The following is a 23404-nucleotide window of genomic DNA, read 5'->3' as shown; positions in this document are numbered from 1 at the left end:
GATCCTGGGCGGCGGGTGAAGCACCCGTGCCGCCCGGCGACCCATCCAGTTCTACCGACGCCCCGACCGCCTGGCAAAGACCCCGCCTACTACACCCCCTCGCAGGAGGGGCCCCGCGAACCCGGCACGAAAGCGGCCGAGGAGCGGACACGCCGGGCCTTCACCGCCTACTACCCCGCTTCGTATGTGACCTGGGTCCTATGGGACGGCTCACCGCCGAGGCCCCCGATCCTCACAGAAAGTCACCAGTCGTACCCCTTCATCGGCCGTCGGTCCAGGTCGTTCACGTACACGGAACAGGGCGAGCGCCGCCCGCGGGCGCGAGACCGCGCCCCTGCAGCCGTAAGGACTGCGCCGCGTGTCAGGTGAGGGGTTCGACAGGGGGGTGCGGGATGTTTTCCCGGGCACAAACGCCCGATAACCCCGACATCTATGGAGGTGCCCGACATGGACGCGCACGGCGCCAGGCAGCACGGGCCCGACGGGGAGCCAGTGCGCGGCTCCGCTGACCCGAGGCCCGCACCGCCACCTCGGCCCTCGGCCACCGAGCGGCTGCGGGCCAGGGCGGAACGGGCCCGGGCAGCGGGCCCACCGCCCGGCCCCGCCCGGCCGGAGTTCTGGCGGAGCCCCCTGCGCGGCCCCTGGCTGACCGGGGTGTTCGGACTGGCCCTCCTGGCCGGGATCACCCTCCTGTTCATCACGGGCCTGCTGTCGTACGCGGCCTACGACCCCGACCTCGCCGCGCGCAACGACCAGACGCCGGACAAGGGGTGGCTCGGGTTCTACCTCTTCACCTGGCCGACCTCTCCCCACTGGCTCTACCGGCTCACCCAGGGCGTGCACACCGTGCTGGGCGTGGCCCTCGTACCGGTCCTGCTGGCCAAGCTGTGGTCGGTGATCCCGAAGCTGTTCGAGTGGCCACCCGTAAGATCCGCCGCGCACGCCCTGGAGCGCCTCTCGCTCCTGCTGCTGGTGGGCGGCGCCGGCTTCACCTTCGTGACCGGCATCCTCAACATCCAGCTCGACTACATCTTCCCGGGCTCCTTCTACACCCTGCACTTCTACAGCTCCTGGATCTTCATCGGCGCGTTCGTCGTCCACGTCGCGTTCCGTCTTCCCCGCGCCGTGCGTGCGGTCCGGGCCGGCGGGAACCACCAGCCCGCATCCGGCTCCCAAGAGGCCGCCGGGCTGGTCTCGCCACGTCCGGCCCGTCCGACGATCTCCCGCCGCGGGGCGCTCGCCATGGTCGGATCCGGCTCCTTCGCACTCCTCTTCGTGACCGCCGGGCAGAGCATCGGCGGCTGGTGGCGACAGACCGCCCTGCTGGCCCCGCACGGCCGCGACCCCGGTACGGGCCCGAACGGCTTCCAGATCAACAAGACGGCCGCGTCCAGCGGGATCCGGCCCGGCGACATCGGCCCCGCCTGGCGGCTGACCGTGCGCGGCGGCGGCCGGCAGATGGTACTGACACGCGAGATGCTCCTCGCCCTGCCCCAGAGCGAGGCGGCCCTTCCGATCGCCTGCGTGGAGGGATGGTCCACGCCCGACCAGCAGTGGTCGGGCGTACGACTCAGCGACCTCGCCGCCCTCGTCGGGCTCGGCACCGGCACCCCCCAGGTCCTGGTCGAGTCGGTGCAGCGCGGAGGTTCGTTCTCCTCCGTGGTCCTCGCGCCGAACCAGGCCCGTGACCACCGCTCGCTCCTCGCGATGCGGGTCAACGGCGCCGATCTGTCCCCGGACCACGGCTACCCGGCACGCGTGATCATCCCGGCCGCTCCGGGCGTCCACAACACCAAGTGGGTCACCCGCCTCACCTTCGGAGAGCCCGTATGACCCCCCGGACCGCCGGTTCCGCCCGTTCCGCCCGCGGCGCGGCTTCGGCCTTCCGCCACCGCTACGGTGCCTCCCCGCTCCACCTGCTCCTCGTCCTGGCCTCCTTCGCGCTCGCCGTGTACGCCGGGATCAGGCTCCTGAACGGTGACACCCTGGGCGTGGCGATCTGGTTCGTGGGGGCCGCGCTCGTGCACGACCTGCTCCTGCTCCCCTTGTATTCGCTCACCGACCGGGCGGCCCAGCGGCTGCTTCCCGGGCCGCACCCTTCCGGTGGGAGCACGCCGAGGCCGAGCATCAACCACCTGCGCGTCCCGGGTTTCATCTCCGGTCTGCTGCTCCTGGTGTGGTGGCCGCTGATCCTGCAGCAGGGTGGGCACTACACCGCCTACACCGCCCTGCCCTCCGACGGGTTCCTCACCCGATGGCTCCTCATCACCGTCGGCCTGTTCATCGGCTCCGCCGCCGCCTTCCTGATCGGGACGTGGGTGCGGCTGCGGCCCCGGCGCAGACGGATCCGTGCTCAGGCCCGCGCGCGCAAAGCCACGAAGTGACGCCCGCCCCGGGGGCCGGTCCACCGCTCGGTGACCGACCAGCCGGACTCCCGGGCGAGCCGTTCCAGCGCGGACGCACCCACGGCAGCCCACGAGAACACCGGGCTCACCGCCCGTTGCCCGGCGTACAGACGCACCCGCCGGCGTTCGTTCACCTCCGTCGCGGACACCTCCACGATCAGCAGCCCCCGGTCGCACACGAGATCACCGATCCGCCGCAGGAGCAGGCCCGGGTCACCGCCGATGCCGATGTTCCCGTCGATGAGCAGCGCCGTGCCCCAGCTGCCTTCCGCCGGCAGCGGGTCGAACACCGAGCCGCTGCGCGCGGGGCCACCCCTGCACACCGTGGAAATCACGGCCGAGGTGCACACATCGATGCCCAGTACCTCGCTCCCCCGCCGGGCCAGGGCTTCCACGAGGCGGCCCGCCCCGCACCCGATGTCCAGCACCCCGCCCTCACACCGTGCCAGTACCGTCTCGTCCCCCACGTCCGGCGGTCCGGTCCACCGCATCACTTCCAGGGGGAGGAGCCAGCCTTCCCCGTCCCTGAGCGAGAGGTCTCCCTGCCGCGAGTCCATCGCTCGCGCGTAGGGCCGCCCGTTCCACGGCTCCGGCCGGCCCGTCTTCCCCGCAACCGCGCCGATCACTCCCGACTCCCCCTCCCGTGCCTGCGCCGACGGCTGCTGTTGCTCGCCGGATCGCGTGGGTCACGGGAGCCGAGCCCTTGCCACATGACAGCACGTCGACGTGCGGTGCGGCAGGATCCCGGGCGGCTGTGGGTCTCGTGTCCGTTTCCGACACGACTCAGGCCGGCCCTTGACACCCTGCCGCGATGGCCGGCGCCGGAGGAGCCGCCGACGGGCTCAGGTGCGGCCGGTCCCGGTCGGATACCGCGGTGATCGGGCCGGCGGCGCGGAGCACCGTGTCGAGGACGCGGTCCGGTTCGGCGGCGTAACAGTGGGCGAACCATGCCATGTTGGCCTCGACCACCGCCCAGCCTCCGTCCGTGAGCCGGCCGATGTCCAGGCACACCGCGCTGGGCAGACCGGCGGCCGTCGCGTCGAGGACCGTACGGCCGAAGGCGCGGCTTTCGGCGTCCAGCGGAGCCGGGTCGAGGCGTCCGTGGACGGCGTAGCGGCTACCGGTGACGGCTTCGCCGTCGAGGACGAACAGCCGGTACTCGGCGGCGAACTCGACCACGCCGCTCACCAGGACCGGCGTGGAGCCGTCGAGCCCGCCGGGCAGGCTGGTCCCGTCCCCGTGGACGGCGGCGGGCAGCAGGTCGATCTTGGCCGAGGGCGGCTTCACGAAGGCCCGTTCCCGCAGCGTCCGGGCCTCGGCGAGGGTGGTGAGCCGTAGGCCGCGCCGCAGGAGGGGGTGCGGTACGTGCGTCAGCCAGTCGTCGGCCGGTTCGAGCAGCCCGAGGCCCAGCGGGCCGGCGAGGCGTGCGGCCGCACGGGGGCCTCCGTACCAGTGCACCCGGCGTCCTCGGGCGCGCGCCGCCCGCTCGGTCACGTCGTAGCCGCGCCAGGCCGCTGCCCGGGCGATGAGTTCGGCGGTCGAGGTGCGGGGCGAGGACAGGAGGAGGACGGGCGGGGTGCGGGCTTCCATTCCCGTGAGCCTAACGAACCCCCGGTCACGGGCCGGCCGAGCGCCCGGATCCTGCGCGCTGCCCGGCCCGCCTGGGCCGGTGCGAGGTACGCGAGAATCCGGGGGGCCCTTCAGGGGCGCACCGGGCCGTGTCGAAGAGGAGTGGTGGATGGCTGCGATCGTGTACTTCCGGAAGATCTCCGAGACCGAAGAGGGCGTGGAGTACGAATTCGGAGACGACCCCGGCAACTTCGAGCGGCGATTGACCATGGACAAGGCCTCCCGCACCTCGACGGTCCAGGACGCGCTGGTCGACCACACGTTCCTGAAGGCCTCGCGGAAGCTCCACGCGCTGCACGCTGAGCGGGGCCTGTGGCCGGAGCGAGGGATGGGCGTGAGCTGATCACCGCCGCCGCAGTACCGGTCAGGCCCGCGCCCCGCCCGGATCCGCCGGGACGCCGGGCCTGCGGGGATCACCGCGGGGGCCAGCCGGTCCGGCCGGACACGAGGTGGTGTGGGCGGTGCTCCGTGGGTGCCGGGTGGAGCGGATGGTGGGGGCGGCCCGCCGGCGCCGGGTGGGCCGCCGGTGCCCCGCGGCCCGGAAGGGCCTGGACACGTCCGACGGCGTCGGCCAGCAGCTCGGTGAACCAGATGTTCCGGTCGGGCCCGGTCGTGATGTTGAAGGGCACCTTGTCCGCGCCTCCCGGGACTTCGAACTCGGTGATCGCGCCGCTTCCGCTGATCCGGCCGATGCGGCCGGACTGTACGGCGTACCACATGTGTCCGTCCGGACCGCGGGTGATGTCGTAGACCTGGTAGTCGGGGACGGGCATCGGGAAGAGCTTGATGTCACCGCGCGGGGTGATGCGTCCCACCGAGTTCAGCCCGCTCGCGGTGAACCACATCCCGCCGGGTCCGGCCGCGATGCCGCTGGGGAACGAGAAGTCGCTGGACAGCGGGAACTCGGTGACGTGCCCGGACCGGCTGATCCGGCCGATCTTGCCGGAGAGCAGCTCGGTGAACCACACGGAGCCGTCGGGGGCGGGGGCGATGTAGTACGGGAAGCTGTCGGGCGTGGGGAGGGCGTACTCGGTCACCGTGCCGTCGGCCGTGATCCGTCCGATCGCGTTCGTTCCCGACTCGGTGAACCACAGCGCACGGTCGGCGCCGAGCGCGATCCCGAGGGGAAAGCGGCCCGGGCCGGGCAGTGGGAATTCGGTGACCTGGCCCTGCGTGGTGATCCGGCCGATCCTGTTGCCGGTGTATTCGGTGAACCACAGGGCGCGGTCGGGGCCCTGGGTGATGTTCTGGGGGACGCTGTCGGCGTTCGGCAGCGGGAATTCGGTGACGGCGCCGCCGGTCGTGATGCGCCCGATCCGGTTGACCCCGGACTCGGTGAACCACAGGGCCCGGTCGGGGCCCGTCGTGATGCCGGCGGGGAAGCTGTCGGGGGTCGTGATCGGGTACTCCGTCACGTTCCCCACGTCTGCCCGTGCCGGGGCGGTGGTGGCGGCGACGGCGAGCAGCGCGCCGAGGGAGGCGGTGAGCAGCCTGTGCAAGCGTCGTCGGAGCATCAGCGGGTACGGCATGGACCGAGCCCTCTCGGTGGGCGGCGGGCGGGTGACATCTGATGGAATATCAGCTTCTCCCCCGTGCCCGCCCCGTCGCACGCGCGGGTCGGCCGCGAACCGCCCGGCTGCCGTACCGGGACGGCGGCCCGAGCCCGGCGTAGAAGTCCCGGCACGCCTCCAGCCGGGTCGTGTGGATCACGAGCAGGTCCGTGGTCGGTTTGAGCATCCCTCTCCCTTCCACCGGCCAGGTGTTGCCGCCTGCAACTCCCCTCAGGAGTAGACGATGGGGCAGCCGCGCCGGATCGAGTGCTGGGCGGCGCGCAGGAACAGGGCGACGTAGAAGGCCGTTCCCAGGTCCTCGCTCCATGGTCCCGGCCGGGTGGCCGCCCGTCCCTCGGCCGCTCCGTCCAGGAACCAACCGGTCAGCTGGAGGTTGTCGCACGCCGCCGGGATGTCGGCAGGCAGGCCGATGGCCCCCGCCAGCCGCTCGGCGAGGGCCAGTATCCGGGGTGCGCCGGCGATCACGTCGTACCCGGCGTCAGCGGGCAGCCAGACGTCCTTGTCGAGGGGCACCGGCACCAGCACCGTCCAGCGACAGAGGGAGTCCGCCTCCTCGGTCGAGAGGTGTGCCTCGCACAGGGCACCGAACCCGTCCATGGAGGGGACGAGTTTCTCCTCGAAGGACTGCCCGGAGCCGCGGACGAACACGGCCTCCTCGGGCACGGACAGGTAGGGGGGCAGCCCGCGCTGCTTCAGCTCGCGGTTCAGGGCCGCGGCGGTGGCCCCCCAATCTCCCTCTTCCTCACCGAACCACTCCTTCGCGCCGACGCTGACCAGGTAGATGCCCATGGCCGCAAGGTACAGAGCCGCACTGACATCCCGTTCCGTCCGGACAGCCGGAACGGTTCTTTTTCTTCACCGATGAGGTCTTCCGGATCCAGAGCGGGGTGCGAACCCCTCCGGCCCGAGATCCCCGGGCCCCGATCGGCCGGCCGGAGAAGGGACTTGCCGCGACGACCGCCCCGGTGCGACGGGGGTGACGCCGCGGCGGACGCACAGGAACCTCTCATCGCGTCCGCCCGTCATCTCCACGGGGATCACCACAGGCCCAACACCCCTTTCGTTCTTCACCATCGAGTTCCGAGGAGATCCATGATCGACACCGTCAACTCACTGGCCACACGCCTGCACGAACTGCAGGTGGCGCTCCTGACCGATGGCCCCGCCGCGTCGGTACCGGTGCACGACGCCCCCTCTTCGCTCGCGCGTGCGTTCCTGGGCGCCCCACAGCGCGTCGACGCCGTCACGGGTCTCCACGACGTCATGGCGCGCGCCGCGGCGCTCGGCCCGGAGGGTACGTGGCTCGTCGCCGCGGGCCACGCGACCCTCGGCGGCCTGGCCATCGCGCACGGGCAGACGGACCAGCTCCTCTTCCACCTCGACGCCGCGGTGACAGCCGGCTTCAACGACTGCGTCGCGCTCCACATCGCCCCCATACGCCCGCTGCACCACGACTCCCGGTTCCGGGCGCTGTACCAGCGGATGCGCATCACCCAGGCCGACCTCGACGAGTTCTTCTGGCTGCACCAGGAAATGCAGATCATGACGCAGGACGCCCAGAACGCGAGCGTCGAGAACATCGGCCGCCTCGACACCGGGGTGTCGCTGCTCCCGCAGGCCCCCATGCCGACCCGGGAACCGAACACCGCCGGCGTCCTGATCACCCGCATCGATCTCGCCGCGACCCAGACCGCCCTCCGACAGGCCGCCGTGAAGGCGGAGTTCCAGCGCAGCTCCGGCAACACCAGCCTGAGTCTCATCGACGGCTCGTGGGACGACTCCCTGGCCAGGCGCGACGCCTGGCACGCCGAGGAGCTGGAATCCCGGCGCGAGCGGGCCGCCGCAGCCCGCGCCTTCGTCGAACGCCCCGACGCCGCCACCGTGCTCGTCCCCTGCCCGCCGCTGGGCTCGATCACCTACCCGGGCTGACGCGGGCCCGTCGGGTGAACCCGCTCCTCCGCACCCCGCGCTGCCCGGGGCGCGGAGGAGCGGGGGCCGAGGCTAGGGGGTGTCTGACGGATGTCCGTGGGGAAGGAGCGGCGTCCGGTGCGTGCTCTCGGCGTGCCGACCGGAAGCCCGCGTACCGGACGTACTTGGGCTTTCGGTCGGTGCGGCGAGAGTGCGTGCCGGGCGTCGCGACGCCGCGGAGATCCGTCAGACACCCCCTAGCGGTCGGGGTGGCGCAGGCCGGTCAGCAGTACGTCCAGGGCCAGGTCGGTGGCCTCCCCCAGCGGGGTGTCGTCGAGCAGGGAGCCCAGGGCCAGTGTGGCCAGCCCGTGCACCGTGGAGAAGGCGACCTGGGCGAGCCGGGCCGGGTCGCCCGCGCGGACGGTGCCCTCCGCCTGTGCCTCCGCGATGAGGTCGGCGGTCGTGTCGAGGCTGCGGTGCCCGAGCTCCCGGAGTTCGGCGCTGGAGTCGTCGGCGTGCTTGGCACTGAACATGAGGTCCAGCAGGGGTGCGTGGGTGACGGCGAATTCCACGTACGCCCGTCCCAGGCCGGCCATGCGCGCCGGCACCGGCCCGGGCGCCTCCGCGGCGGTCCGCAGGCGCTCGTTCAGCCGGGTGAAGCCGCAGACGGCGAGGGCGTCCAGCAGTGCCTGCCGGTCGCGGAAGTGGCGGGACGGCGCGGCGTGGCTCACGCCGAGATCGCGTGCCAGGGCGCGCAGGGACAGGCCGTCCACACCCGACTCGGTGAGGACGGTCTCCGCGCGCTCCAGCAGAGCGGCCCTGAGGTTGCCGTGGTGGTAGGGCCCCTCGGTCAAGGCGGGCTCCCCTCTCCTGATGTTGTCATTGACTACAATGGTGGCGCCGCCTACATTCGAGACCGTCAACACGTGGAAACGGAGCAGCCGACGATGCCTATGACATACCAGGGAACCGTGGCCCTGATCACCGGGGCAAGCGCCGGTCTCGGTGTCGAGTTCGCCCGCCAGTGGGCCGAGCGCGGAGCGCACCTCGTACTCGTGGCCCGCCGCCTCGACCGGCTCGAAGGGCTCGCGGCGGATCTGGAGAAGCGCTACGGCGTCACAGCCCACGTGGTCGCCGCCGACCTCGCCCTGCCCGGTGCCGCGGCCGCACTGCGCGCGGAGCTCGACGCCCGCGGGATCACGGTCCACACCCTCGTCAACAACGCAGGGTTCGGCAGCCACGGCCCCTTCGTCCGGCAGGACGTCTCGCAGATCAACGAGATGATCCAGCTGAACGTCGTGGCCGTCGCCGAGCTCACCCGGGCCTTCCTGCCCGATCTCGCGGCCGACGGCCGGGGCGCGCTGGTCACCGTCGCGAGCGCGGCGGCGTACCAGCCGACCCCTGCGATGGCGGTCTACGGCGCCACCAAGGCCTTCGTCCTGAGCTTCACCGAGGCCGTCGGCTACGAGACCCGTTCCTCTCCGCTGCGGGTGCTCGCCGTATCGCCGGGTCCGGTCAGCACGGAGTTCTTCGACGTCGTCGGCAGCCGCGACGCGGCCGTCGGCCGGATGGCCACCCCGGAGCAGGTCGTGACCGCCACGCGCCGGGCGCTGGAGCGCGGCAAGACCCCGCCCAGCATCGTCGCCGGCCTCGCCAACCGCGTGTCCGCCCTCGCCTCCGCCCTCACGCCGCGGCGCCTCACCCTGGCGGTGTCGGGACGGATCCTCAAGGCCTGAACGCGCTTCGGCGGGCCCCCGGAGCCGGGGACCCGCCTCCTGCCCCGCCTCCTGCCCGGCCTTCGGCCGGGCCCTGTCAGCGCTTGGCGATCTGCTGGAGCGCCGCGCCCTGGTAGCGGGCGCCGGCGTTCCAGAGGATGAAGGAGCTCATCTTGTTGGCTTCGGCGGCCTTGATCTGGGCGGCCACCTCGGCCGGCCCGTAGGCGCTGCCCATCGAGAAGTCCTGCAGCCACGGGACGATCTCGGTCTGCGTGCCCTTCGCCTGGCGGGCGAAGTCGGCGAGCGAACGCTGCACGATCGCGTACGGGGAAGTGTCGGGCTGTGCGACGCCGTACTCCCCCGGCGCCCAGTGGGACGGGTAGACCATCGGCGCGACGTAGTCGGTCACCTTGACCAGGGCGCCGATGTCCTGTGCGATCTCTGTGGGCCGGGTCGCGGCGATGCCGAAGACCGAGACGCCGAGGTACTTGGCGTGGGGACGCAGCGCGGTCCGGGTGTCGGCGACGAACGAGGTGATGGACTGCTCGGGCGTGGCGGTGCCGATGCCCGGGAAGCGCATGTGCGACAGCGGGCCGTCCGGCCGGCGCACGTAGTCGTAGAGGACGTCGTCGAAGCCGAGCCGGGCCGCTTCGACGGCGAGGTCCTGGTTGTACTTGCGGACCGTGGGGTTCGCGAAGTTCGTGAAGGACAGGGCGCCGTAGTGGCCGCCGTCGTACGGCTGCCCCGACGGGGTCAGCACGAGCTGGTCCTGCTCGCCGGCCTTCCAGGCGGCCGCGGCGAGCTTGGGGTCGCGGAAGGCCACGATGCGGCCGATGACCTGGGCGCCGGCGGCGTGGATCTCGGCGATCGCCTTGCGGGCGTCGTAGTAGCCCTTGGCCGCGCCGATCCGGCGGGCCAGCGGCACCTGGGACGCGTACCCGACCTCGCCGTCCTCGTCCTTGACGTCCAGCTCGACGGCGTTGAGCTTGCCGCTGCGGACCAGGGCGAGGATGCCGCCGCGGAGCGTGTCGTCGCCCCAGCCGATGGCGGTGATGTGCGCGGCACGGATCATGGGACGGCGCCCGCGGGCGGACACGTCCTTGGTGGTGGTGTTTCCGGCGCGGTCCACCGCCTTGACCGTGACCAGCGGCGTGCCCTTCGGCACCGTGGCCTTGAAGGCACCGGCCTTGTCGACGGGGACCGTCTTGCCGTTGACGCTCACGTCGGCGTCACCGGAGGCGTTGCCCGTGATGGTCACGGGGGCGGCGGCGTTCTTGATCACGGGGTCGGCCACCTTCAGCTCCGGCGGGGTGGTGTCCACGCTGAAGCCCACGACCTTGCGGTACGAGGCGAAGGGAAGGCTGCTGCCGCCCGCCACCACCAGGGTGTGCCGGCCTTCCTTGAGGTGCGGGAGGCCGATCCTCAGGCGGGCGCCTTCGGCGGTGAGGGGGACCGCCGCGCCGTCCAGGGTGGCGTGCGGCCCGTTTCCGCCGCCGGACGCGCCTGCGGCGAGATAGGCGCTGACCTGTGCGGCCGCGCGTGCGTCGAGAACGACGCCGTCGCTCACGCCCTGGATGCCCGGACCCGGCGCGAGGAACGTCCAGGCTCCGACGCCCGCCCCGGCCAGGGCGAGCGCCCCGGTCGTCGCTATGAGGGCGCCGCGGCGTGCCGGGCGGCGGAGACTGCGGGAGGGGCCGGAGCGCGGTATGCGGGTGCGGGGCATCGTGACGTCCTTCGTGCCGGGGGTGCGGGCCGGATGTTGCCTCCATTCATTGCCGCTGCGTGTGCCGGTCGACTGGTTCCGCCGATATTTCACACGAACGGCCCGGCTCGCCTTCGGCGTGGCGGCTACGCCATGCAGGGGACAGTGCGGTACCGGGGCTCTCTTCGCCGGTAGGTATGGCGCGTCACCCACCTTTCGGAAGGGCTCCTGATGCGCCACCCGCTCGTCCCACTCGGCGCCCTGGCGGGCGCCGCCGCCCTGCTCGCCACCGGCTGTTCCACGGGGCCGTCCACGGCCACCGGGCAAGCCCGTACGACCGCCTCGCAGGCGGCGGTCGGCCCCGCCGCCGCGAAGGACCCGGCGGAGATCGGCGCCAACGAACTCGGCCAGGTGCCGGTGCTGATGTACCACCAGCTCACCGCGAAGCCGAACAGCGTCTACGACCGCACACCGGCCGATTTCCGGGCCGAGCTGGAGCGCCTCGCGCGGGAGGACTACGTGCCGGTGACGGCAGGTGACTTCCAGACGGGCCGCATCGACATCCCGGCCGGCGCCCACCCGGTGGTCCTCACCTTCGACGACTCGACGAACAGTCAGGTGCGGCTCGGCGCGGACGGCGCCCCGGCCCCGGACACCGCCGTCGCCATCCTGGCGGAGACCGCGAAGAAGTACCCCGCGTTCAAGCCGGTGGCGACCTTCTTCGTCAACGCGGACGCCTTCTCGGCCACGGGCTCCGCCAAGGCCCTGACCTGGCTGAAGGGGCACGGGTACGAGGTCGCCAACCACACCGACCGTCATGAGAACCTGCGCTCACTGGACCAGGCGGGCGCGTCGAGGGCGATCTCGGCCGGCCAGCAGGCGATCGAGAAGGCCGCACCCGGGACGCGGGTCACCTCGCTCGCGCTGCCCTTCGGCGCCATGCCCGAGCCGGCCGGGGTGGCCGCGCGGGGAACGGGCTACCGCTACGACGGGGTGTACCTCGTGGGGGCCAACCCGTCGGTCTCGCCTTTCGCGAAGGCCTTCACCCCCGGTGCGATCCCCCGGATCCGCTCGGCGGGGCCGAAGGACGAGGATGCCGAGTTCGGTTCTTCGCGCTGGCTGGACAAGCTCGCCGCCGGAAAGAGCCGGTACGTCTCGGACGGGAACCCCGACACCGTCGCCTTCCCGCGCGCCGCGCAGAACGAGCTGTCGCCGGCCTTCGCGAAGCGGGCCCGGCCCTACTGAGCGGCTCGCGCGGAGTACCGCCGGGGCGGGCACCGGTGTGCGGGGACTTCCCCGGACACCGCGCATGCACAGGGCGTTCACCCGTCCCGGTCGTGACCGGCGAGCGGGCCCGGGCCTTCGTGGGTGACGGGTCCGTCGGGGCGGTACCGCTTCACCGCCACCGCGCCGACCCGCTCGAAGGCCCTCAGCCGGACTCCCCCACGATCCCAGCGGCCACGAGGTCGCCGGGGCCGAACCAGCGGGTGAGCGTCTCGGTGAGACCGGCGCCTCCGGCCCAGCAGACGTAGCCGTCGGGGCGGACGAGTATGGCCTCGGCGTCGGTCTCGCCGGATTCCGCCCGGGCACGCACGTGGGTGACCCGGTCGCTCCAGGGAGCCGCGACGGCGAGCGGGGCGTCGGTGAGGTTGAGCAGGATGCCGCGTCCGGAGCGCGTCAGGTGGCTGAACCGGACCCGCTCGCCGTCGACGACGAGGTCGAGGTCGGGCATCCGCAGGCCGAGCAGCGGATGGGCCGAGGCGTCGGGAGACGGGAGGCAGAGGTCGAGCCCGGCCATCACACCGGCCATGTACCGGTTGGCGTCGGGCAGGCGCAGGAGGTCGGTGAGCACGTCGCGCAGCTCGCCCAGACCGCCGTCGCGCTGCGGCCCCATGACCACCCCCTGCGCCCGGGTGAGGGCGAGCACCCGCGCGGCGACGGGGTGCCGCTCGCTCTGGTAGGTGTCCAGCAGCTCCTCGCCCGCATCGCCGCGCAGGACGGCGGCGAGCTTCCAGCCGATGTTGAACGCGTCCTGCACGCCGAGGTTGAGCCCCTGGCCTCCGGCCGGGGAGTGGATGTGCGCGGAGTCACCGGCGAAGAACACGCGACCGTGGCGGTAGTGCTCCAGCTGCCTGCTGGCGTTGCTGAACCGGGAGGCGTAGCGGATCTCGGCGACGTCGAGCGCCCCACCGTGGGTGGCGCGCAGCACCTCGCGGACCTCCTCGGCCGTCACCGGGGCGTCGCGCTCGGCCAGCATGGTCCGGGGGCCACTAAAGATGATCTTGTGAAGTCCGTTCGCCAGGGGCGTGATCATGGCGAAATGGCCCTGGGGCGTGGTGTGGATCCGCGAGCTGATGTGTCCGGCGGAGCTGTCGTCCACGTCCCCGGTGAGCAGCAGATCGGCGGTGGCCATGCGGACGGTGGCGGCCTCGCCGGGGAAATCAGCTCCGATGATCTTGCGCACGCTGCTGTGGGCGCCGTCGCACGCGACGAGGTAGCGGCCCCGCAGGGACAGGTCCCCGCCCGGCCCGGTCACGGCGATCGTGACGCCGTCGGCGTCCTGCTCCAGGCCGGTCAGCCGGTGCTCCCTGAGCACCTGACCGCCGAGCTCGGTGAGCCGGTCCTCCAGCACCGCCTCCAGCTGGTCCTGCGGGAGCAGGACCGGGTGCGGATAGCGGGTGTCCCACGCCGCGTAGTCCAGGGGGACGGGCAGTCCCGCGAAGTGGCCGCCGACCAGCCGGTAGTCGATCGAGCGTCCGAGCGCGTCGTCCAGCAGGCCGCGCAGCGCGAGCATCTCGGCGGTCCGGGGCTGGATCGCCCCGGCGCGGGACTGGAGGTTGCGGCCGGGCAGCCGGTCCAGCACGACGGCCGGTACGCCGACGAGGGCGAGTTCGGTGGCGAGCGTGAGTCCGGCGCCGCCGGCCCCGACGACGATGACACCGGTGACCTGCACGTTCATGGAGCCTCCAAGGACGATTCCTTCACTTGGTAGAGAACTATACCAGGTGCAAGTTTCTCCTCGGTACCCCCATTGCTATCGTGGGCGCATGACTGAGCAACTTGGGCTGCGGGAACGCAAGAAGCAGCGCACCCGGCAGACGATCTTCGAAGCGGCGCTGCGGCTGTTCCTGAGCCGCGGTTTCGACGACGTGTCGATCGTGGAGATCGCCGAGGCCGCCGAGGTCTCCAAGCGCACGCTGTTCACCTACTTCCCGACCAAGGAAGACCTCGTCCTGCAGCAGTTCGCCGACCACGAGGACGAATCGGCCCGCGTGGTCCGCGCCCGCCCGGCCGGCACCAGCCCACTGGCCGCCCTGCACGCCCACGAGCTCGACGCCCTGGCCCGGCGGGACCCCGTCACCGGGCTCACCTCCGACCCGGACGCCCTGGCCTTCGCCCGGCTGCTCAGCACGACGGCGAGCCTCAGCGAGCGGCTGCTCCGGTACGCCGGGCGCAGCATCGCCGCCCTCGCCGAGGCACTGGAGGAGGCCGGCGCGGACGAGCTCACCGCGCGGCTCGCCTCGGTGCAGGTCATCACCGTCCTGCGCGCCCTCGCCGACCGCAACAGCGACCAGGTGCAGGCGGGCCGACCGGCCGACGAGGTGTACCCCGAGGCCGTCGCCGCCGCCGACCGGGCCTTCCTGCTCCTCGGCGCGGGCCTGGCCGACGCCCTTCCCGGCTGACGCCCCGGCAGGCGTCGGCGCCGGCCCACAACCGCCGCGCACCGCCGCGCACGGCCGGGCGTGGCGTCGTACGGAGCGGATCGCGTCCGGGCCTACGGGACGTGCGGGGCCACCGCACCGCTACACGCGGTGGTGGCATCTCCGGGGCGCCCCCGCTGTCTGGCTGTCAGCGCCCGAGCGCTCCCCGGACCGTCAGTCCGTGATGACGGCGCAGGCGGCGCAACTCCCACCAGGACAGGGCCGTGACGGTGACGGGCGCGCCGAGGACGAAGACCGCCCGGACCCCCGCCGGGACCTGCGGATAGGCACCCGTGACCACATCCAGCAGCGCCATCTCCCACACCAGGACACCCGCGAGGACGGGCGGCACCACCTCGTGGATGTCGGCGGTACGGAAGACGTGGACGAGCGAAAGGCCGATGCCGTACAGCGCGAACCCGATCGACCACAGGCACAGCACCGCGATGACGATCTTTCCGGGCAGCCCGACGGCATCGCGCAGACCCGCCAGTTCCGGGGCCATCGCGAGCGCCGAGGTGCCCATGGACACCATGATGGCCGTCACCGCGCCGAGTGGGCGCAGGGCCCGTCGCAGGTACACGCGCCGCAGCCCGCCCCTGGCGGCGGCCACGAAGCCGCCCACGACGACGGGGAAGGTGCAGACCAGAACCAGGACGCTGGACCAGCTCTGGTCGAAGCGGTCGTCCGCCAGCGCCTTGACCTCGTCGGTGCCGACGACGGCCTTGTAGGTGAGCGTCAGGCCCACCCAGGCGGCCAGCCCCAGTGCGGTCCGCCAGAGTTGGAGACGGCGCACCTGTGGATCGTGCACGATCCCGCGACGTGACGGACGGAAGGTCCGCTGAGCGGCGTACAGCGGATTGAGGACCGCGCGCAGGATCTTCCTGCCCCGGGAGGGCTCGACGGGCGGCGGCACGTACGGGGCGTAGGGGTTGTAAGGGCCCGGGTTGTAAGGGTGTCCCTGTGGCGGAACCGGCTGCGCGTACGGGGATCCCGTCTGCGGGGCCGGGTACGAGTACGGGTACGGGTACCCCTGCCGGTCCGGCGGGGCGCCCTGGGCGGGCCGTCCCGCCGGCGTCGGGCCGACCGCACCGCCCGCCGGATCCCCGTACCCGCCCGCGCCGTACCCGCTCACGCGCCACCCCTCCGCCCCGCCGCCCTGCCCCGCCGATGCCACGCATCGTAGTCGGCGGCGCGCGAGGAGCAGGGGACAGCGGACGCACCGCTCCCCGGACGGCTCCCCTCGACGGAGCACCCACACGGCGGAGAGGGCAGGATTCGAACCTGCGTGGATCCCGATGGAACCCGAACGACCAGTGGCCGGTCCCCGATCAACCGCTCCGGGCACCTCTCCCTCGTGACCGGGCCAGGCACCCGCCCGGTCACGACAACCAGACTGCACGGGAGTCCCTGACCCCACGCTGACACACCGCTCGGTGCGGGCCCGCCACGGTTCTGCGCAAAGCCCGGCGGGGGCGTCGGTCCGCCGCATACCCCGCAGTGGTCCGGCAGTTGCAGCGTCGTCGCGCTGGAGAAGGACCTCCGCCCACGGTTCGGGGCGCGCGTCCTCGACGTCCGTACCCACAACGGCGCCCACGCCCACGACATCCGGACGTATCTGACGGAACGACGGACGGGCGAGGCCGTGGCGGCCGGCCTGCGGTGACCGCTTGACGGCCCACCCCGGTCCCGGGCCGGGCCCCGATCCCGCCGGTGGTCGGCGGCCGCTGGTCGCCGCCGCCGTCGCCCGCTACCGCGGGGACCCGCGGCTCGACGTGCCGTCCCTCGAAGGGGCCCGCAAGGACATCATCGAGCTGTTCACCCGCACCCCGGGGTACAGCCTCCTGCCGGAACCCGGCATCGACCCCTCCGAGGCGGACCTGACGCAGCTGCTGCGGGCCCTGTGCAGGCAGCGGATCCGCCCCGAGGACCACGTCGTGATGTACCTCGGCTGTCACGGGCAGATCCTGGAGAACGGCCGCCACGTCCTCATGGCCGCGGACGCGGACCCGGCCGACGAAGCCTTCCTGCTGCCCACGGTCCGGCTGGCCGAAGCCCTGCTGATGGACACCCCGTTGCGTCGCCTCCTCCTCGTGCTCGACACCTGCTACTCGGGAACGGGCGGCAACCAGGCCGCCGCCGCAGCCCTGAACGGCATGGAACGCGACTGGACCGGACCCGGAGATTCCGGCCTGGTGATCGTCACCGCGACCCGCCCCTTCGAGCAGGCACGCCCCGGTGCCCTCCCCCGGCTGCTCGCGGACGCCGTCAACGCCCCGTCCACGGCCGGGCGGATCCCGGCCGCGCTGGACCTGGGAACCGTGGTCGCGCGTGCGGTGCACCGGGCGTTCGTCGAGGTCCTCGGCGACGTGCCCTACGGCACCGACGCGACCCGCGACTGGTCCCGGGCCCATCCCTACGCACTGCGCCACCTGGCCACGCACGCCCTGGCCGCCGGCCGGCTCGACGCACTGCTCTCCGACGTCGGCTACCTGGTCCACTCCGACCCCGACACCCTGCTGCCGGCCCTGCCGCACGCGCACACGGCCGCCGGCCGCACCGTCCGGGCCGTGTACACGGCCTCCGCCGTCGCCCACCGCACGGCCTCCCCCGCTCGCCGGCACCGGCTCCTCGCCCTCGACGCCGCCCGGTACGGGGCGGCCGACCTCGCCGATGCGCTGAACGAGGGTCTGGTCGCGCGCCCCCGATGGGCGACCGGTGGAATGCTCAACCCCTTCCTCCATTCGGTGGTCGCGGGCGCATCCGACGCGATGGCCTGCGGAGAAGTCGACGGCGCCGCGGTCCTGGTGACGGCCCTGGGCGGGCGGGTCGCGGTGCTCGATCCGGCGACCGGGCGGGCGACCACGGCCTTCACCGGGCACCGCACGCGGGTCACCCGCTCCGGCACCCTCAAGGTGGCGTGCGGCGCGGTGGACGGCGAGCCGGTCGGACTGTCGCGGCTGCCCGGGAACGACGGCGACGAGGTCTTCGTGTGGGACCTGCGCACCGGCACCCCGCGGTGTGCGCTCGTCGGCCACCCGAGCGGCCTCTCGGCCATGGCCTGCGCGACGGTGGACGGTACGCCGGTCGCCGTGACCCCGGTCACCGGTCTGACGTTCGACACCGAGGGGGCCCTGGTGGTGGCGGCCGACCGGGAGGTCCTCGTCCTGGACGTGGACACCGAGCGGCTCACCTGAACCCCGCCTTCCGGTCGGGGGCCGCCTCCGGTCGGCGTGGACGGCTGTGAGAGGGTCGGGCCCGGTCCGGGCAGGGGCAGTGCGGGAGGCAGCATGAACACGGCAGTGGTGCTCGTGGCGGACGACGACGCCGCCATCCGGCGTTCGCTGGAGCGCGGACTGCGGCTGAGCGGATTCACCGTGGTCCTCGCCGAGGACGGGCCCGGCGCTCTCGCCCAGGTGGACGCGCGGCCCCCCGACGTGCTCGTCCTGGACGTGTCCATGCCGGGGCTGACCGGTACGGAGGTGTGCCGGAGCCTGCGCGCACGCGGGGACGAGACCCCCGTCCTGATGCTGTCGGCCCTGGACGAACTGGCCGACCGGGTCGCCGGGCTCCAGGCGGGCGCCGACGACTACCTCGTCAAGCCCTTCGCACTGGAGGAGCTGGTGCTGCGACTGCACGCCCTGCTACGGCGCAGCCCGGCGCGCGGCGAGCGGGACGTACTGCGTGCCGGACCGCTGGAGATGGACCAGGCGACCCGCCAGGTGCACCACGGCGGGACCGAGGTCCACCTCACCCGGCGGGAGTTCGAGCTGCTGGCCGCCTTGGTGCGCAACGCGGGCATCGTCCTGACCCGGGACCAGTTGCTGGACCGGGTGTGGGGCTACGACTTCGAGGTGCGCACCGATGCGGTGGACACCTTCGTCAGCTACCTGCGCCGCAAGCTGGAAGAGGGCGGACGCCCCCGGCTGATCCACACGGTACGCGGCGTCGGGTTCGTGCTGCGCGTGCCCGGCACGGGGAGCGGATCGTGAAGCTCGCCACCCGGATCGCGCTCTCGGTCACCGTGGTCATGCCGTTGCTGGTGCTGGCCGCGGGTCTGCTGGTGCTCGGACTCGTCAGCCGCGACCTGCGCCAGCAACAGGACGCGCGGCTCCAGGACCGGGCGTCGGCCGTCCTGCCCGACGTACGGGCCCTGCTGACCGCCGACCGCAACGGCCGGCCGAAGGCGGAGCAGAACCAGCACCGCAAGGTGCTCGGTGACGTCCTGGACGCGGGGATCCGGGTGCGCGGCGCCGACGGAGCGACCGTCCTGGAAGGCGGTCCGCAGCCCGACGCGGCGGTCCGGCTGCCCGACCGGACCCCGCAGGGCCCGGTCACGGTCCGCGCCAAGGGCCACGCCTGGCGGGTGCTGAGCGTGCCGGTGACCAGCGCGGTGCCCGGAAACCTGTGGATCTACACGGCGGCTTCGAGCACCGACCCGCAGGTGGCCGCCGTACGGCGGCGGGTGCTGCTCGTGGCCCTGCTGGCCGCCCCGGTGTCGGGACTCCTCGCGTACGGACTGGCGGGGCGCGCCACCGCGTCCGTACGGCGGCTGAGCCGGCGGGCCGCCGGACTCGACCCGGCGGCCGGGGCCGCCGCCTTCGTCGGTACTCCCGTGAACATCGCCGAGGTGGACGAACTGTCCACGGCCATCGGCCAGCTCCTCACCCGCTACGACGAGCAGGCGGCGCGGACCGCGCAGGCGCTGGAGACCGCCCGGTCCTTCTCCTCCGCCGCCTCGCACGAGCTGCGTACGCCGCTGATGAGCATGCAGACGGACCTGGACGTACTCGCCGCCCACCCCGACCTCTCCCCCGGTGAACGGGCCGAGGTGGTGCGCGACCTGCGGAGCGACCACGCCCGGCTGCTGGAACTGCTCGGCGCGCTGCGGATGCTCGCGCTCGGCGACCTCGTGGAGGTCTCCGCTTTCGCCCCGCTCGACCTGTGCGAGCTGGTGGACTCGGCCGCCGACGAGGCGGCGCGCCGGCACGGCGGGTCGGGTCTGGTCCTGGACGTGGAACTGCCGGCGGAGCTGCGGATCTTCGGCTGGGACTCCGGTCTGAAGATCATGCTCGCCAATCTGCTGCGCAACGCGGTGGTGCACGGCCACCGGCCGGGCGAGCCGCCGCGGGTCACGGTCCGGCTGAACGCGGGGGGCGGTTTCGCGGTGCTGACGGTGGACGACGAGGGGCCGGGTGTACCGCCCGCCGAACGCGAGGCCGTCTTCGGCCGGTTCCACCACCGGCCCGGCAGCCCGGGCTCCGGCCTCGGGCTCACCCTGGTGGCCCAGCAGGCCGCGCTGCACCGGGGCACGGTCGTCCTCGGCGAGGTACCCGGCGGGACGGGCGCGCGCTTCGAGGTGCGGCTCCCGCTGGTCTCGGACGACGAACCGACCGTGCGGCTGCCCGCACGACGCGACTGGATCTCCCGGGGCGACTGACGGGCGCGGGGTTCGGACGAGCCCCGGGGGCCCGGAGCGGCGCGGTGCGGCCGCTCCGGCGGTGCGGCGGTGCGGCGGTGCGGCGGTGCGGCGGTGCGGCGGTGCGGCGGTGCGGCGGTGCGGCGGTGCGGCGGTCACAAGGAATCCACAAAAAGGCTCCCTAGCGTCCTGCTCGGCCGGCACGCCCACGCGTCGGCCCGTCGCACCGAAGGGAACACCACCATGCTCGCGAACCGTAGGACCGCCGCCGCGATCGGCGCCGTCGCCCTGGCCGGTGCACTGCTGTCCGCCGGCCCCGCGCAGGCCGCAGGCGCCTCGCCGAGCCCCTCCGCTTCGGCGAAGTCCGCGCCGAAGGGCGATGGCGCCAAGTCGATCTGCAAGCGCCTGCCGAAGACCGAGGCCCGGATCAGCGCCGCCCTCACCCGGCTGAACGGCGACGCCACCGTCGCGGGCTCGGTCGCCCGGCTGGAGCAGCGCGTCACCGAGGCGAAGAACGCCGGCCACACCGAGATCCACACGTACCTCAACGACCGCCTGACGTTCCGCAAGAACCTGGTGCCGACCCTGCAGAAGCGCCAGGAGGACCTGAAGGCCGTCTCCACCTGGTGCAGCGCGCAGGGGTCCAAGTGAGGTCCGCCCGGCGCGGTGCCTCCGTACTCACCGCCCTGGCCGCCGGGGCCGTCCTGCTGCTGACCGGCTGCGGGGGCGGCACAGCCGCCCACCCGAAGGCGGAGCAGTCGGCGGGCACCGACGGCCGGGCCGCGGACATGCAGGCGAAGCTGGACGCCGCCGACAGCGCGGCCTCGCAGGCGGATACGGACGCCACGCAGAACAACTGACCCCGTCCCGACGGCCCACCCGGCATTCCCGGGTGGGCCGTCGTCGGCGTACGGTGCGTACGGTGCGTACGGCGGAGAGGGCAGGATTCGAACCTGCGTGGATCCCGACGGAACCCGAACGGCCGATGGCCGGTCCCCGATCAACCACTCCGGGCACCTCTCCCTCGCGACCCGGCCCGCTCACTCTCCCGGTCACGACGACCAGACTGCACCACGGCCCCTGACCCCGCGCTGACACGCCCGGCGTCACGGGCCGTCGACGGCCTTCCGCAGCTGGTACAGCTTTCCGGAGTCCGGGCGACCGACGTGCCGGTAGATACGGGGCGTCCGGTCGGTGCCGCCGACGCTCCACACCTGCCAGGAACACCCCGGTACGCGGACCCGGACCTCTTGGGTCCAGACGTCACGTCCGGGCTCGTACGACCAGGTTCCCGAGCCCGAACAACTCCGTGACGGGCCGCCTGGCGGATCGTCGGGGGCGTGTTCGCCCACGCCCGAGGCCGTGACCCGGCCGTCCGGGGTGAAGACCAGCGTCCCGCTGGTGTGGTCGACCCAGGTGCCGGCCACGGTCGACGGACCGATCGCGGGCGGCTCGTAGGCGGGCAGCAGGTCTGCGGCGAAGCCGAGGGCGCCGAGAAGGCCCGTTCCCGCCACCACCGCCGAACCCCACAAGGTCACTTGCCCGACCAGTCCCCGGCGCCGGATCCGGGCGACCAGACCGCCCAGCGAGAGCGCGGCCGTCGCCACCGCCCAGAAGACGAGCGCGCTCCGCCCCTCCACGTGGTTGTACGCCGCGAAGGCCACGACCGGTGGTGCCACCAGGGCCGCCACCACCGCCGGTACCCACCACGCCTCGCGTCCGCCGATCCGACGGCCGATCAGATCGCCCAGTGCCACGGCCGGCAGTACGAAGACCACGGACAGGAGGAGCGCGATCACGCCGATGACCACGCTGAAGGAGAGCAGCCCCGCCGCCAGGGCGGAGCGGTCGACCGGGGTGTCCGGCGGGGGTTGCGTCCGGACGTACAGGAGGACCACCACGAGGGCGAGCGCGACCTCCAGACAGCCCACCAGCACCGAGACCACCAGCACCCGTCCGTACGAACGCCTTTGATCCACGGTCACCCCTCCCTCGCACTGCGTCGAAACGAAACGGTCGTGCCGCCCGGCCGACTGCGCGGATCCATTCTGCCAGTCGGACTGAACGCGTTCAATTAGTCTTCCGGACCCTGACCCACCCGGCTGTCGCGGGCTCCGCGCGGGGACGGTCGGGCGCCTTCGGCCGGCATTCCGGAACGCCCGGCATCCGCGAGATCCAGCTGAATCGTTTCAGCAGCTCAGGGCGGTATCGGGCCACCAACTCCCGGGGATCCTCATGAAAACCGACGACTCCGATTACCTCACCGCGCACGGCCCCGTCCGGCTGCCCGCAGCACAGGACGCCCGCCCCTGCGCACCGCCCGCCGCCGGCTTGCGCGGCACCAAGGCCGGAACGTCACCCGCGACCCCGTCCCACCTGGAGGCACCCCCATGAGCACACCCCAGTGGCAGCAGCTCACCGACCACCTCATGACCGTCCGCGAACAGATCTACGAGGGCTGGAACAGTCACGACGGCTGGGACAACTACACACGCTGGGGGGAGGAGTTCGGCGAGGACGGCGTCGCCTGGTGCGTGATCTTCGACTGGTGCATGTACCACGACGCCGGTCTCGACGCGATCGTGCCCAAGGTCGACAACGTGAGCACCTTCACGGCCTGGGCCAAGGCTCGCGGCCAGTGGTCCGACTACCCCTCCGTCGGCGCCTGGGTCAACTTCGGCAACGGCGCCCACACCGAGATCGTCACCGGCTTCGACGCCGACACCGTCTACACCAAGGGCGGCAACAGCATCCAGGCCGGCTCCGTCGACCACGGCCAGGGCAACGGCGTCTGGTCGCACTCCAACCCGCGCCGCAGCAGCTACGTCACCGGCTACTTCGCCCCCCGCTACCCCGACGGGCAGTGCCCGCCCACCGCCGACCCCAGCGATCCCCGCGGCGGCCCCGCCGTCACTTCCTGGCGCTGGACACCCCCCGCGCCCGCCTTCGAACCCTTCCCCGGCGGCGGGTTCTTCACCGCCGGCCGCCGCAGCCCGGTCATCGCCGCCATGCACGACCGGCTCGTCGACGTCGGCTGCGACCGCTACCGGAGCACGGCGAACGCCGACGTCTGGGGCTCGGGCGACGTCGACTCCTACCAGGCCTGGCAGCACCAACTCGGCTACACCGGCTCGGACGCCGACGGCACCCCGGGCCCCACGTCCTGGGCCAAGCTCAAGGTCCCCAGGGTCGAGTCCTGACGCGGGACGGTCCGAGGCCCTCAGCGGCCAGCGGGCCGCCCGCTCCCCGGGCCCGCCGCCGGCCCGTAACAGGCGTCCTGGCGATGCGACGCCGGGCGACCTCACGGTCGGGGGCCGGAAGTTGACAACGTTTCAATTCCGGTGGCCGAGAATC

Annotated in this window: 23 protein-coding genes, 1 tRNA gene and 1 pseudogene; 14 read left to right on the top strand and 11 right to left on the bottom strand. The window is 72.9% G+C overall.

Annotated elements, in window-relative coordinates; translation table 11 throughout:
• Positions 1-447 precede the first annotated feature (447 nt).
• The gene (locus ACZ5D2_RS29985) at positions 448-1833 is read left to right on the top strand and encodes a molybdopterin-dependent oxidoreductase (protein ID WP_371680773.1); all 1386 of its coding nucleotides are present in this window, start codon (positions 448-450) and stop codon (positions 1831-1833) included.
• Entirely contained in the window at positions 1830-2384 is a 555-nt protein-coding gene (locus ACZ5D2_RS29980) for a hypothetical protein (RefSeq protein ID WP_468933642.1), read from the top strand. The genes ACZ5D2_RS29985 and ACZ5D2_RS29980 overlap by 4 nt, the downstream gene beginning before the upstream one ends.
• Here ACZ5D2_RS29980 and ACZ5D2_RS29975 read toward each other — a convergent pair.
• Together ACZ5D2_RS29975 and ACZ5D2_RS29970 are read right to left on the bottom strand one after the other, a co-directional pair.
• Positions 2354-2962 (bottom strand): methyltransferase domain-containing protein, encoded by a 609-nt coding sequence (locus tag ACZ5D2_RS29975; RefSeq protein WP_371680771.1) that lies wholly within the window; start codon positions 2960-2962, stop codon positions 2354-2356. The two genes, ACZ5D2_RS29980 and ACZ5D2_RS29975, sit on opposite strands and share 31 nt — an antisense overlap.
• Before the next feature lie 226 nt (positions 2963-3188).
• Entirely contained in the window at positions 3189-3995 is an 807-nt protein-coding gene (locus ACZ5D2_RS29970) for an ATP-grasp domain-containing protein (protein WP_371680769.1), read from the bottom strand.
• A gap of 148 nt (positions 3996-4143) precedes the next feature.
• Between ACZ5D2_RS29970 and ACZ5D2_RS29965 the strand changes: the two genes are divergently transcribed.
• Positions 4144-4377, top strand: a complete 234-nt coding sequence (locus ACZ5D2_RS29965; RefSeq protein WP_468933638.1) for a hypothetical protein — start codon at positions 4144-4146, stop codon at positions 4375-4377.
• 70 nt (positions 4378-4447) lie between these two features.
• On the opposite strand, the gene ACZ5D2_RS29960 is transcribed toward ACZ5D2_RS29965, so the two are convergent.
• Together ACZ5D2_RS29960 and ACZ5D2_RS29955 are read right to left on the bottom strand one after the other, a co-directional pair.
• The gene (locus ACZ5D2_RS29960; protein WP_468933635.1) at positions 4448-5548 is read right to left on the bottom strand and encodes a Vgb family protein; all 1101 of its coding nucleotides are present in this window, start codon (positions 5546-5548) and stop codon (positions 4448-4450) included.
• 267 nt (positions 5549-5815) lie between these two features.
• Positions 5816-6394 (bottom strand): hypothetical protein, encoded by a 579-nt coding sequence (locus tag ACZ5D2_RS29955; protein WP_371680766.1) that lies wholly within the window; start codon positions 6392-6394, stop codon positions 5816-5818.
• Positions 6395-6697: 303 nt separating this feature from the next.
• Between ACZ5D2_RS29955 and ACZ5D2_RS29950 the strand changes: the two genes are divergently transcribed.
• Positions 6698-7534: a hypothetical protein gene (locus tag ACZ5D2_RS29950; protein WP_468933630.1), complete on the top strand. Its 837-nt coding sequence runs from the start codon at positions 6698-6700 to the stop codon at positions 7532-7534.
• A 236-nt stretch (positions 7535-7770) separates the two neighbouring features.
• On the opposite strand, the gene ACZ5D2_RS29945 is transcribed toward ACZ5D2_RS29950, so the two are convergent.
• Positions 7771-8367 carry a TetR/AcrR family transcriptional regulator gene (locus tag ACZ5D2_RS29945; RefSeq protein WP_468933627.1) on the bottom strand — a complete coding sequence of 199 codons (597 nt, stop codon included), beginning with the start codon at positions 8365-8367 and terminating at the stop codon, positions 7771-7773.
• Positions 8368-8460: 93 nt separating this feature from the next.
• Between ACZ5D2_RS29945 and ACZ5D2_RS29940 the strand changes: the two genes are divergently transcribed.
• Entirely contained in the window at positions 8461-9249 is a 789-nt protein-coding gene (locus ACZ5D2_RS29940) for an SDR family NAD(P)-dependent oxidoreductase (protein WP_468933624.1), read from the top strand.
• 76 nt (positions 9250-9325) lie between these two features.
• Here the strand turns inward: ACZ5D2_RS29940 and ACZ5D2_RS29935 are convergent, their stop codons facing one another.
• Entirely contained in the window at positions 9326-10951 is a 1626-nt protein-coding gene (locus ACZ5D2_RS29935) for a putative glycoside hydrolase (protein ID WP_468933621.1), read from the bottom strand.
• Positions 10952-11161: 210 nt separating this feature from the next.
• On the opposite strand from ACZ5D2_RS29935, the gene ACZ5D2_RS29930 reads away from it, so the two are divergent.
• A complete protein-coding gene (locus ACZ5D2_RS29930; protein WP_468933618.1) occupies positions 11162-12175 on the top strand; it encodes a polysaccharide deacetylase family protein in 1014 nt (337 codons plus the stop codon).
• A 184-nt stretch (positions 12176-12359) separates the two neighbouring features.
• Here ACZ5D2_RS29930 and ACZ5D2_RS29925 read toward each other — a convergent pair whose 3' ends face one another.
• Positions 12360-13889: an FAD-dependent monooxygenase gene (locus tag ACZ5D2_RS29925; RefSeq protein ID WP_468933615.1), complete on the bottom strand. Its 1530-nt coding sequence runs from the start codon at positions 13887-13889 to the stop codon at positions 12360-12362.
• 88 nt (positions 13890-13977) lie between these two features.
• On the opposite strand from ACZ5D2_RS29925, the gene ACZ5D2_RS29920 reads away from it, so the two are divergent.
• A complete protein-coding gene (locus tag ACZ5D2_RS29920) occupies positions 13978-14613 on the top strand; it encodes a TetR/AcrR family transcriptional regulator (RefSeq protein ID WP_371680757.1) in 636 nt (211 codons plus the stop codon).
• A gap of 166 nt (positions 14614-14779) precedes the next feature.
• Here ACZ5D2_RS29920 and ACZ5D2_RS29915 read toward each other — a convergent pair whose 3' ends face one another.
• Both ACZ5D2_RS29915 and ACZ5D2_RS29910 read right to left on the bottom strand, forming a co-directional pair.
• Positions 14780-15766, bottom strand: a complete 987-nt coding sequence (locus tag ACZ5D2_RS29915; protein ID WP_468933612.1) for a hypothetical protein — start codon at positions 15764-15766, stop codon at positions 14780-14782.
• Between the two features lie 128 nt (positions 15767-15894).
• Positions 15895-15985 (bottom strand): annotated as a pseudogene (locus tag ACZ5D2_RS29910).
• Between the two features lie 316 nt (positions 15986-16301).
• On the opposite strand from ACZ5D2_RS29910, the gene ACZ5D2_RS29905 reads away from it, so the two are divergent.
• From ACZ5D2_RS29905 to ACZ5D2_RS29885, 5 genes are all read left to right on the top strand, one after another.
• On the top strand, positions 16302-17828 hold the full coding sequence (locus tag ACZ5D2_RS29905) for a hypothetical protein (RefSeq protein ID WP_468933609.1): 1527 nt from the start codon (positions 16302-16304) through the stop codon (positions 17826-17828).
• Between the two features lie 93 nt (positions 17829-17921).
• Positions 17922-18623: a response regulator transcription factor gene (locus tag ACZ5D2_RS29900; protein WP_468933606.1), complete on the top strand. Its 702-nt coding sequence runs from the start codon at positions 17922-17924 to the stop codon at positions 18621-18623.
• The gene (locus tag ACZ5D2_RS29895; protein ID WP_468933603.1) at positions 18620-20071 is read left to right on the top strand and encodes a sensor histidine kinase; all 1452 of its coding nucleotides are present in this window, start codon (positions 18620-18622) and stop codon (positions 20069-20071) included. Before ACZ5D2_RS29900 ends, ACZ5D2_RS29895 begins: the two co-directional genes overlap by 4 nt.
• Positions 20072-20293: 222 nt before the next feature.
• Positions 20294-20701: a hypothetical protein gene (locus ACZ5D2_RS29890; RefSeq protein ID WP_371680752.1), complete on the top strand. Its 408-nt coding sequence runs from the start codon at positions 20294-20296 to the stop codon at positions 20699-20701.
• Entirely contained in the window at positions 20698-20910 is a 213-nt protein-coding gene (locus ACZ5D2_RS29885) for a hypothetical protein (protein ID WP_371680751.1), read from the top strand. Before ACZ5D2_RS29890 ends, ACZ5D2_RS29885 begins: the two co-directional genes overlap by 4 nt.
• 72 nt (positions 20911-20982) lie before the next feature.
• Here ACZ5D2_RS29885 and ACZ5D2_RS29880 read toward each other — a convergent pair.
• Together ACZ5D2_RS29880 and ACZ5D2_RS29875 are read right to left on the bottom strand one after the other, a co-directional pair.
• Positions 20983-21073, bottom strand: a tRNA-Asp gene (locus tag ACZ5D2_RS29880).
• Between the two features lie 83 nt (positions 21074-21156).
• Positions 21157-22029 (bottom strand): hypothetical protein, encoded by an 873-nt coding sequence (locus tag ACZ5D2_RS29875; RefSeq protein WP_468933599.1) that lies wholly within the window; start codon positions 22027-22029, stop codon positions 21157-21159.
• 256 nt (positions 22030-22285) lie between these two features.
• On the opposite strand from ACZ5D2_RS29875, the gene ACZ5D2_RS29870 reads away from it, so the two are divergent.
• Positions 22286-22444 carry a hypothetical protein gene (locus ACZ5D2_RS29870; protein WP_371680748.1) on the top strand — a complete coding sequence of 53 codons (159 nt, stop codon included), beginning with the start codon at positions 22286-22288 and terminating at the stop codon, positions 22442-22444.
• Positions 22441-23250, top strand: a complete 810-nt coding sequence (locus ACZ5D2_RS29865) for a peptidoglycan-binding protein (RefSeq protein WP_468933596.1) — start codon at positions 22441-22443, stop codon at positions 23248-23250. Before ACZ5D2_RS29870 ends, ACZ5D2_RS29865 begins: the two co-directional genes overlap by 4 nt.
• The last annotated feature ends 154 nt before the right edge of the window (positions 23251-23404 follow it).

The sequence above is a fragment of the Streptomyces sp. NPDC031479 genome (assembly GCF_055581065.1).
The sequence above is the reverse complement of the archived record's forward strand: the minus strand, read 5'-3'. Positions and strand labels throughout refer to the sequence as shown.